Origin of the sequence: Parafrankia sp. EUN1f (assembly GCF_000177675.1) — a bacterium.
In the GTDB taxonomy this organism is placed as follows: Bacteria; Actinomycetota; Actinomycetes; order Frankiales; family Frankiaceae; genus Parafrankia.
Genome location: NZ_ADGX01000224.1, coordinates 1 through 10,710, shown reverse-complemented (window position 1 = coordinate 10,710; position 10,710 = coordinate 1). Strand labels below are relative to the sequence as shown.

Sequence of the window (10,710 nt, the reverse complement as noted above, 5' to 3'; positions counted from 1 at the left end):
CTTCGACGGCGAGCCGTGCGCAGGTCCCGGATGAAGCAGACGAACAGGGTGGCGGCGCCGGTGGCCATGATGATCGATCCGAGCGCATGCAGGTCGACGCCGTTCACCCGGTAGGACAACGCGAAGCGCAGGATCGCCCCGGCGGCGAGCAGAAAGATCGAGAATCCGGTCGTCACATGCCTCACCTCGCAGCGGCGTGCTCACGGTGCACGCCTGGATGGTGACCTGATGTGAGCAGTTAGATGCTGCCGGTAAGAAAACTACCCTCCGTGTCGACCGTTTACACGCCCGTGGTCGAAGGTGGAGGTGGTGGTCGGACCGGGCCAATTTGAGGGCCGTTGCCGGCACCTTTGGGTGGCGGAGTCCCGCCGTTGTCGTTACGCAACGTGTAGGCACGGTCACGATTGACGATGGCTGGCGGGTAAACGGCGCATGAGCTGAGATTCAATAGTCAGATAAGCCAGTCAGGCTTATCAGGCGCCAGAAAGTAGGTGTCGCAGGCTGGCATCTGGGTAGTCGCGGCCCTAGGCTTGCCGAACATGTCCAGCTTGGCCGGAAATACGCCGGCTGATTCGCGACTACCGGCCAGTGACCTGGTGTCGGTCTGCCCCCGGAGGCATGTGTGACTGACCGAATGCTCAGCAATCCCGATGGTAGCCCCAGCGCTCGTCCGGCCACCGGCCGGCTCGCCGTGACGATGGACACATCAGCGGGGGTTGCCCGGCCGTCCGGCGTTCCCGCGCCGCACCGGGCACCCGCCACACGGCACGCGCCGATCACCGCGACGTCCGCGGTGGGCCACCCCGCGGCACGCACTCGTCCCGGCGCGGTCGCGGCGGGGCTTCCCGCCCGGGCGCCGGCGGTCCCCGCCCGCGGCCCCCAGGTGCCGCGTGACCTGGCCCTGGGCGCGGCGGAGCTGCGCGGCGTGCTGCGTGTCGTCGAGGACTGCGAGCGCGCCGCCTCGCTCCCGGCGTTCCGTGAGGCCGCCCTGGACGGCATGGCCCGTCACCTCGGCTACCGCCACTCCGCCTTCTTCCTGGGCTCCTCCCCGCAGGCGACCTTCCAGGACGCCCGCCCGACCGGCCGCGGCCTCGCGCTGCGCATGGCAGGGCCGTTCCTGGAGCGCTACCGCAGCCTGGAGGTCTTCAACGACCCGGAGAGCCTGCGGCTCATGTGGGAGCGCGGGCTCGTCACCCTGGATGAGATCGGCGTGCCCGACCGTCCCGAGGTGCGGCTGCGGCTCGAGCGCTTCCTGCGCGCCCACGGCATCCACGCGAAGCTGCTGATCAGGCTCGCCGGCAACAGCGGCGTCGGCGCCGTGGTCTCGCTGCTCGACCCCGCCCCGGCGCGTTCGGCCCGCGGGACCGCGCTGTCGGCGCGGTGCTGGCCCGCCACCTGGGCAACCTGCTGCGCTTCTACATCCGCGTGAACCCCGGCCCGGCCGTGACGGCGAAGCTGTCCGCCCGTGAGCGCGATGTCGTGCGCCTGGTCGCGGAGGGCCAGTCGAACCGGCAGGTCGCCGAGGCGCTCTGCATCAGCATCGACACCGTGAAGCACCACCTGACGCATGCGCTGGTGGCGACGGGCTGCTCGAACCGCACGCAGCTCGCCCTCGCCTGGCAGCGTGAGATGGGCTCGATGCCGGCTCCGGGGCTGCCCCGGTTGTAGTCAGGGCCCTGGTCCGGGTTCGGTCCGGTACCGCACCTGCGCCGGCGCTGCTCGCATGGCCCGCATCGCCTGCCCGGCGGTGCCCCGGCCGGCACGGGTTCCTGCCTGCCCTGCAGTCGGCCAGCGCTGTCTGTCCGTCGGCGTCGCCCCGCCGTCCCGACCGGCAGCCGCTCCATCTGCCCTGGCCCACCAGGACGTGTTCCACCAGTACGTGTACCGCCGGTACGTGTTCCGCCAGTACGTGTTCCAGCAGCACCGTCCGCATCGGACGTCAGCCAGACAGACGCCTGACCCGCGCCCCGGCACAGCACGGCCCGGACGACACCGTCCGGTCGCGCCCCGGATAGCTCCGCCCCGGACAGCTCCGCCCCGGCCGGTTCCGCCCGCCTGACCGGAACCGCGATACGGACCAGCCCACGGTCCGGCTTCGCCCGGTCGTGCCGCGGCCGGCCGTCCAGATACCTGCGTGCACGCACTCGTCGCGCCGGACCCGTACCGCATCCGGGCCCGGCGCGACGGCCTGCGCAGCCAGCGCCCGGGCCGTCCCGCCGAACCGGATGCGGCGCCCGGTCGGCCGCCGTCGTCGGCCAGGGAACCGGGTAGATTGGTCGTCCGTTGGGTATAGCTGTCGACCCCCCGCGTCTGGGGTCCATCGGGCCACTCGGCATGGTCAGGTCCCAGGCGTACTTGTCCCACCGTTGGCGGGTAGCTACCGTCGCGGGCAGGGTGCGGCCGACAGTATGGTCGATTGCGACTTGAAGCGGTCTCGTGGCGGGTTGTGACCCCCTGGCCACGGTTACCGGAGCCGGGCTGCCAGTCCGCCGTTCCGGAGGGAGACGACCGCCTCTCCCTGGTGGGTGACACCGTGGTCGCCGCTGCCCCCTGCAGTCGGGCCCGCATACCAGGGAGCGCGACACTCGCATCGGCCTGGGTTCTCGCATCGTGGTGCCTCCGCCCTGACGAGTGCTCACCGCCCCGACGAGTCCCGCGGCGCCCGCCGTCTGTGCCCTTGACACGGCATCCACCGCAGCCACCCCCTGATCCGCGGGTGAGAGCTGTCCCGATCTGTCCGCCGGGTATCCCGTGAACGACGGTGTGTAGTTACTTCGGGTGGTCCAAACGGTGCGGTGACTAGTGTTTCGCGTGCTCACGGAGAGCACGGAGCATCGCTGCTCGCGACCCGGATCCTGGTTTCGACCGCGGTGTCGCGGTGCATTGAACAGGGCATTTGTCGATCCAGTGCTGAGGTTGCCGGGTGCGTCGACAGAAAACTGCCGTGCCTGTGCTTGCGGCTGTGCCCGAAGAGTGACTAGGTTGAACGGGCCATAGCGCGGCAGGTTCGGAGGGCAGAAGAGACGAGTCCGCTGTCAGTGCGCCCGTCCGTTCATGGCGGACGTCGGGCCGCTGTTCCGGCACGGACCGGAGGAACACCTGGATGAATGCCATGTCGTGGGGAAACCGTGCGGTCTGCCGTCACACGTGCGTTGCCCGACCGAAGAAAGCCAGTGCGGTTTCCCCTGCCGGGTTCGATCGCGGATCTGCCGCGCCGTACCAGAGCCAGGTTTCAACCCGTGTTAGCACCGGAAATCAGTCGCGAGTCCGTTGTAAATGGATCTGCTGTCGACACCTGGACTATGTCGCCGCCGTGAACAACGTGCCTTCGCACGATGCGTCCGTGACCGCCGTCACCGGTCCCGCGGGGGAGTGGGGGCGCGCCCGGACGGGCGGCGAACCACCGATGGCCCACACCGGACAGGCAGGTGGCCGGCCGGATCACGGGATCGTTTCGTGGCGGCACCTAGGTGCGGGGAAGCAGGACGTGCGGGCTAGTATTTCGCGCACGTTCGTTGCCAGGGGCCAACTGATTGGGTTGGGGCGTCGCCGCGACCCAATCGTCGCTGACGGTATTGCGTCCGTCTCGGTTGTCGCCGTTCTACCCCACCTGGAGCCGCATCTGTTCGATACGCCGATCGCCCCGCCGGCACCAAGCCTGAAGCAGCGCGAGGCGTGCGGATCCGTGGCAGCCCGGCCATGACGACATCATCCACGGCTCTCGGTCGCCGGCCGGTTGTAGCCATCCGAATCCGGCGTCAGCATGCCGACCGCTTTCGCCCCCCGCTGACAGCAGCCGAACCCGGTAGTCGCCGCGTGCGGCGGTCCCAGGCCAGGAGGAGTCACCGATGAGCAGCGCAGCGAGTGCGCACGCCCAACCCGCGCAGGCGCGGCGCGCCGACCGAGATCTGGTCGTCGTCATCAGCCCGTTCGGTGAACCCGCGCCGCACCTGATCGCCGCGGTCGGGCACCGCGGGGCGCTGGGAATTCTCGATCTCGGCCTCGACGCCGGCCGCGGTCGTGAGGCGCTGGCCGCGACGGCGGCGTGGTCCTCGGCGCCGTTCGGCGTGCGGGTCGCGCAGGGATGCCCGTTGGTCGTCGGCGATCTCGCCGGTGACCTCGCCGCCGTGGTCGACACGGTGCTGCTCGGTGTGGACGCGCCCTGGAGCGTCGCCGAGGCCGCCCGAGGTGGGCGGCGGGTGCTGGTCGAGGTTCTCTCCGTCCAGGACGCACTGCGTGCGCTCGCCGACGGTGCTGATGGCCTGGTCGCCCGTGGTAACGAGGCCGGGGGCGGGTCGGTGACCTCACGACGTTCACTCTGCTACAGCACCTGAACGCCGCGAACGCGACGCGGCGGGACGGGACTGTTGCCCCTGTGTGGGCCGCCGGTGGAATCGGTCCGGCGACCGCGGCCGCTGCGGTCGCCGGTGGCGCGGCCGGGGTCGTCCTCGACTCGCAGCTGGCGCTCGTGCGTGAGGTCGAGCTTCCGGCCGAGGTGGCGAGGGCTGTCCGCGCGATGGACGGCAGCGAGACGGCCCTGATCGACGGACATCGGGTGTACGTCCGGCCCGACCTGCCCGTCGCCGCGCTGGTGGGCTGGGCCGGGAGCAGCCAGGACGGCTCGTCGGCCGACGCGTCGCCCGGCTCGTCGGCAGACGGGCCAGCACTGGACTTCCGCGACACCGGCGGCGAACGAGCCTCGGACGGCGCGCTCACCGCCGGCCGGTCGGTAGCGGCCGGATCCGTCGCGTTGCGGCTCGGCGGGCGTGACCTGCGGACCCAGCTGCTGCCGATCGGCCAGGACGGCGCCTTCGCCGCCGAGCTGGCCGATCGGCACGTGTCGGCGAGTGCCGTGGTCGGTGCGGTACGGGCCTCGATCCGCTCCTCGCTGGCTGCCGCGGCACGCCACCGCCCGCTGGCGTCGGGATCGGCCTTCGCCGCCGCCCGGGGCCTTCGCCACCCGGTCGCGCAGGGGCCGATGACCCGGGTCAGCGACCGCGCGCAGTTCGCGCACTCCGTCGCGAGCGCCGGTGGGCTGCCGTTCCTGGCGCTCGCGCTGATGAGCGGGCCGGAGGCCAACGCGCTGCTGACGGAGACGGCCGACCTGCTGGGTGACCTGCCGTGGGGCGTGGGCATCCTCGGGTTCGCGCCACCCGAGGTCCGGGCCGCGCAGCTCGACGCGGTGCACTCGGTTCGCCCACCGTGTGCGCTGATCGCGGGTGGACGTCCAGCCCAGTCGACGCCGCTGGAGGCGGCGGGCATCGACACCTTCCTGCACGTTCCGTCGCCTGGCCTGCTGGAGCGGTTCCTGGCGGACGGCGCGCGCAAGTTCGTCTTCGAAGGGCGCGAATGCGGCGGCCATGTCGGGCCGCGGGCGAGCTTCCCGCTCTGGGAGGCGCAGATCAGCGGCCTGCTGGCGTTCGCCCGGCGTGCGCAGGACGGGCCGGAGAGCCTCGGGGACGTCCACATCCTGTTCGCCGGTGGCATCCACGACGCCACCTCGGCGGCGATGGTCGCCGCCGCGGCCGCGCCGCTGGTCGAGCGTGGTGCCCAGGTCGGTGTCCTGATGGGGACGGCGTATCTGTTCACCGAGGAGGCCGTCACCGACGGCGCGATCATGCCCGGCTTCCAGGAGGCGGCGATCGCCGCGTCCCGCACGGTCCTGCTGGAGACCTCACCGGGCCACGCCACGCGCTGTGTGGAGTCCGGTTACGTGCGTGAGTTCCTGCGCCGCCGCGACGAGCTGACCGCCGCCGGGGTGCCGCGCAAGCAGATGTGGGCCGAGCTGGAGCAGCTCAACCTCGGCCGGCTGCGCATCGCGAGCCGCGGTGTCCGGCGCGAGGGCGGCCAGCTGGTCGCGGTCGGCGCGAGCGAACAGGTCGCCGAGGGCATGTTCATGATCGGTCAGGTCTCGGCGCTGCGGTCGGCCCGGACGACGATCGGCCGGCTGCACGCCGAGGTGACCGACGAGGCCATGGCCCGGCTCACGGCTCGGGCCGGCGAGCTCGCGGTCCCCGTCGTCCCGAACCCGGCACAGCCCGCCGACGCCGACATCGCCGACACCGGCGCAGACGTTGCCGGTGCCGCCGCCGCTGACGCCGCCGATGCCGGCGGACAGGCGGAGCGTGCCGCGCGTTCCGTCGCTTCCGTGCGGGAGTCCGCGCGCCCCATCGATATCGCGATCATCGGCATGTCCGCGGTGTTCCCGAATGCCGCCGACGAGAAGGACTACTGGGCCAATGTGGTCGACGGGGTCGACGCGATAACCGAGGTGCCGGCCGAGCGCTGGGACGTCGACCTCTACTACGACCCCGACTCCATGGTGAAGGACGCCGGGCGGCGGACTCCGTCCAAATGGGGTGGCTTTCTGCCGCGGATTCCCTTCGACGCCCTGGCGTACGGGATTCCGCCGCGGTCACTTCGCAGCATCGACCCGGGCCAGCTGCTCGCACTGGAGGTGGCCGCCCGGGCGCTGCGGGATGCCGGCTATGACGATCGGCCGTTCGACCGGCGCCGGGCGTCGGTGGTGTTCGGCGCGGAGTCCGGCTCGGATCTCTCCACCGCCTATGGGTTCCGGTCCGCGCACCGGGCCTGGGTCGGGGAGCTGCCGGCCGAGCTCGAGGAGATTCTTCCCGAGCTCGACGAGGATTCCTTTCCCGGCCTGCTGGCAAATGTCATAGCCGGCCGGGTGGCGAACCGGCTCGATCTCGGCGGTCTCAACTTCACCGTGGACGCCGCCTGCGCCTCCTCCCTGGCCGCCCTGGACGCGGCCTGCAAGGAGCTCACGGCCGGTTCGTCCGACCTGGTGCTGTGCGGCGGTGTCGACACACATTCGGCCGTGCACGACTTCCTGCTCTTCGCGTCGGTGCACGCGCTGTCCCCGGGCGGGCGGTGCCGGAGCTTCGCCGCCGGCGCCGACGGCACAAGCCTTGGTGAGGGCGTCGCCGTGGTGGTGCTCAAGCGACTCGCGGACGCCCAGCGTGACGGTGACCGGATCCGCGCCGTCATCCGGTCGGTCGCCGGTTCCTCCGACGGGCGTGCGCTCGGCCTGACGGCTCCGCGCAAGGCCGGGCAGGTGCTCGCGCTGGAACGGGCCTACTCGTGGGCGGGGATCTCGCCGTCCGAGGTCGGGGTGCTGGAGGCGCACGCGACCGGGACCGTCGTCGGCGACCGGACCGAGCTCGCGACGCTCACCGAGGTCTTCACCGAGCACGGCGCCGAGACGGGCCAGTGCGCGGTCGGCTCGGTGAAGTCCCAGATCGGCCACACGAAGTGCGCGGCGGGCCTCGCGGGGCTGGTCAAGGTCGCGCGCGCGGTGGAGACCGGCGTCCGCCCGCCGACCCTGCACGTGGACGAGCCGAACCCCTACTGGGACCGGAACAGCAGCCCGTTCTACTTCGACGACGAGGCCCGCCCCTGGGTCGCCCCACCGGCGCGGCGGCATGCCGGCCTGTCCGCCTTCGGGTTCGGCGGGACGAACTTCCATGTCGTCGTGTCGGCCTACGACAAGGCACCGGAGCCCGCGCACGGCCTTGACCGCTGGTCGGCCGAACTGTTCCTGGTGCGTGCCCGCGACCGGGCCGGCGCACTGCGGCGCCTGGACACTCTCGCGGCCCAGGTGCGGGCCAACGAGGACGCCGGCCGTCCCTTCCGGCTGCGCGACTTCGCCCGCACCGTGTGCGAGGAGGCCGGGGGAGCGGTTCAGATCGCCTTCGTCGTCGACGACCTCGATGATCTGCCGGCGGCGATCGAACGGGCGCGTGACCCGCGCTCCGCGCCCCGCTCCGGCCTGTTCGTCCGCGACGGTGATGATCACGCGACCGTGCTCGGCAGCGGCAGCGGCAGCGGCAGCGGCGTTGGCGTTGGCGTTGGCGGCGCGGGGAGCCTGGCGTTCCTGTTCCCCGGGCAGGGCAGCCAGCGGCCGGGCATGCTTGCGGACCTCTTTGTGGCCTTCCCGCGGCTGCGGTCCCTGCTGGAGCTCGCCCCGGACGTGGCAGCGACGATGTTCCCGCCGGCCGCCTTCTCCGACGCCGAACGAGCGGCGCAGTCCGCGGCCCTGACCGACACGCGGTCCGCCCAGCCGGCCCTCGGGCTCGCCGACCTCGCCATTTACGATCTTCTGGGTGGCCTGCGGATCCGTCCCGATCATGTCGCCGGCCACTCGTACGGAGAGCTCGCGGCGCTGTGCGCTGCCGGGGTGTTCGACCGGCGCGATCTCGTCCGGCTCAGCCGGGCCCGGGCGGAGGCGATTCTCGCGGCAGCCGGGGACGATCCCGGAACCATGGCCGCGGTCTCCGCGACAGCGGACCAGATCCGCGCCGTGCTCGGCGCGCCCGCGGCCGACGGAACCGTCGCGGGCGTCGCGCTCGCGAACCAGAACGCTCCGCGCCAGACCGTGATCTCGGGTCCGACCGCGGCGATCGACGCCGCGGTGGAGCTGTTGAAGAACGCCGGTCTGTCGTCGAGGCGAATCCCGGTCGCGTGCGCCTTCCACAGCCCGGTCGTGGCCGGCGCCGCGGACGGGCTGGCCACCGAGCTCGCCGGTACCGACGTCGGCGCGGGTGTGATCCCGGTGTGGTCCAACATGACCGCCGGGCCCTACCCGCAGGCCCCGGCGGAGATCCGCGCGGCGCTGGCCGGCCAGCTCGCCGCTCCGGTGCGCTTCGTGGAACAGATCGAGGCAATGTACGCGGCCGGTGTGCGTGTCTTCGTCGAGGTCGGCCCGGGCCGGGTGCTCTCCCAGCTCGCCGGCAAGATCCTCGCCGGGCGGCCGCACCGGGTCGTGGCGACCGACGCCGCCGGCGAGCCCGGCCTGCGACGGCTGCTGCTCGCGGTGGCCGAGCTCGCGGTCGCGGGCGCGGACGTCGACCCGTCCCCGCTGTTCGTCGGCCGGGACACCCGGGTGGTCGCCCCCGGCGCGATGCCGCGGCGCCCCGGCTGGCTGATCGACGGAGCCTATGTACGCACCAGCGACGGCGGCCATCTGCCGGGCGGCCTGCTGCCCGCCCGGCGGATCAGCCCCACCGCACAGGCGGCGGACGGGGAAGCCACGCCGGCGGGGCCGGCGGTGCTCAACGGGGCGGCGGTGCTCAACGGGGCGGAAGTGGTGACCGGGGCCGGTGGCGACATCCCGGCGCCTCGACATGATCCTGGACAGCTGGGTGCGAGGCCCGGTGACATGGTGGGAGGTTCTCCAATGAGCGATCTTCGGACGTTCGACGGGCAGCTGCCCGGCCACCCATCGGGGAGCGCTGGTGCGAACGGGGCGGGTCCCGCGTCCGCCGGTCGCCACCCCGGCCCTGACCCCGCGGCCTACCCGGCGCTGCCGGCGGGTACAGCGCTGCCGGCCAGCCCGGCTCCGGCTGCCAGCCCGGCGCCGCTGCCCGCGGCGGGCCCGGCCGACACGATCATGCTGGAGTTCCTGCGGACCGGTCGCGACCTCGTGGCCGCCCAGCGGGACGTCCTGCTGACCTACCTCGGCGCGGCCCGGCAGACACCGACACCGGCGACCTCTGCGGTGCCGGTGCCGGTGCCGGTGCCGGTGGCTGCGCCTGCGCTCGCGCCTGTGCCTGTGCCTGTGCCGAACGGCGTGACGCAGCTGTCGTCAGGGCCGAACGGGCACCACAACGGAGCGTTGACCACCTACCCGGCTGCCCCCGTGGTGCCTGCTGCTCCTGAGGTTGCCGTGCCGGCGGTGCCGCCGCTGGTCGCGGTGCCCGCCGAGGCGACCGTTGCGGTCGGGCCGGTCTCCGCGGTCCCGGCTTCGGTGGACGTCCCGGTGGTGGTGCCGGGGTTGTCGCTGGAGGCGGTGACCGAGTCGGTGGTCGGGGTGATCGCGGAGCTGACGGGTTATCCGGTGGAGATGCTGGAGCCTGATCTGGATCTTGAGGCTGATCTGTCGATTGATTCGATCAAGCGGACGGAGATTCTCGGGGAGCTTGCCGGGCGGGTGGGTCTGCCGGGTATGGGTGCTGGTGGTGCGGGTTCCGGTTTGTCCGAGGTGGATGAGTCGGTGGTGGAGGAGTTGGCGGCGGTGAAGACGGTTCGGGGCATCGCGTCCTGGATCGTCGAACGTGCGGCGCCCACGAGCCCGGCTGCTGTCGCGGCGGTCCCGGCCCCGGCTTCGGTGATGGCTTCGGTGGACGTCCCGGTGGTGGTGCCGGGGTTGTCGCTGGAGGCGGTGACCGAGTCGGTGGTCGGGGTGATCGCGGAGCTGACGGGTTATCCGGTGGAGATGCTGGAGCCTGATCTGGATCTTGAGGCTGATCTGTCGATTGATTCGATCAAGCGGACGGAGATTCTCGGGGAGCTTGCCGGGCGGGTGGGTCTGCCGGGTATGGGTGCTGGTGGTGCGGGTTCCGGTTTGTCCGAGGTGGATGAGTCGGTGGTGGAGGAGTTGGCGGCGGTGAAGACGGTTCGGGGCATCGCGTCCTGGATCGTCGAGCGTGGGGCCGCGGGTGGCTCCGAAGCCGGCGGCGCGGGCTCCGGCCCAGCGGGCGCTGTCCCAGCGGGCGCTGTCCCGGCGGGCGCTGTCCCGGCGGGCGCTGTCCCGGCGGGCTCCGGCCCAGGGGACACCGGTCGACCGGGCACTGACCGGGCGGGTGCTGTGCCCGTCTCGACCGGCCGCACCGGCGGTTCCGCGGAGTTCGGTGGTTCGCTGGGGCTGCCCGAGCAGGGCGGCGGCGACCGGCCCGGCGGCGGGATCGCGCG

General features: G+C 72.4%; 5 protein-coding genes. 4 read left to right on the top strand and 1 reads right to left on the bottom strand.

Annotated elements, in window-relative coordinates; all coding sequences use genetic code 11:
* Positions 1-176 (bottom strand): DUF6458 family protein (locus tag FREUN1FDRAFT_RS48360; RefSeq protein ID WP_006545261.1); only part of this gene is annotated, 176 nt, incomplete at its 3' end.
* Positions 177-622: 446 nt separating this feature from the next.
* Between FREUN1FDRAFT_RS48360 and FREUN1FDRAFT_RS35660 the strand changes: the two genes are divergently transcribed.
* From FREUN1FDRAFT_RS35660 to FREUN1FDRAFT_RS40480, 4 genes are all read left to right on the top strand, one after another.
* Positions 623-1,429 carry a hypothetical protein gene (locus FREUN1FDRAFT_RS35660; RefSeq protein WP_006545260.1) on the top strand — a complete coding sequence of 269 codons (807 nt, stop codon included), beginning with the start codon at positions 623-625 and terminating at the stop codon, positions 1,427-1,429.
* Positions 1,381-1,668: a response regulator transcription factor gene (locus FREUN1FDRAFT_RS47165; RefSeq protein ID WP_006545259.1), complete on the top strand. Its 288-nt coding sequence runs from the start codon at positions 1,381-1,383 to the stop codon at positions 1,666-1,668. Before FREUN1FDRAFT_RS35660 ends, FREUN1FDRAFT_RS47165 begins: the two co-directional genes overlap by 49 nt.
* A gap of 2,180 nt (positions 1,669-3,848) precedes the next feature.
* On the top strand, positions 3,849-4,334 hold the full coding sequence (locus tag FREUN1FDRAFT_RS47160; protein WP_006545257.1) for a hypothetical protein: 486 nt from the start codon (positions 3,849-3,851) through the stop codon (positions 4,332-4,334).
* A gap of 41 nt (positions 4,335-4,375) precedes the next feature.
* Positions 4,376-10,710: type I polyketide synthase (locus tag FREUN1FDRAFT_RS40480; protein WP_006545256.1), on the top strand; the 6,335-nt coding region annotated here is incomplete at its 3' end.

Coding starts and splice junctions, on each gene's coding strand:
- FREUN1FDRAFT_RS47160 (WP_006545257.1), top strand. CDS start 3,849: ATGAGCAGCGCAGCGAGTGCGCACGCCCAACCCGCGCAGGCGCGGCGC.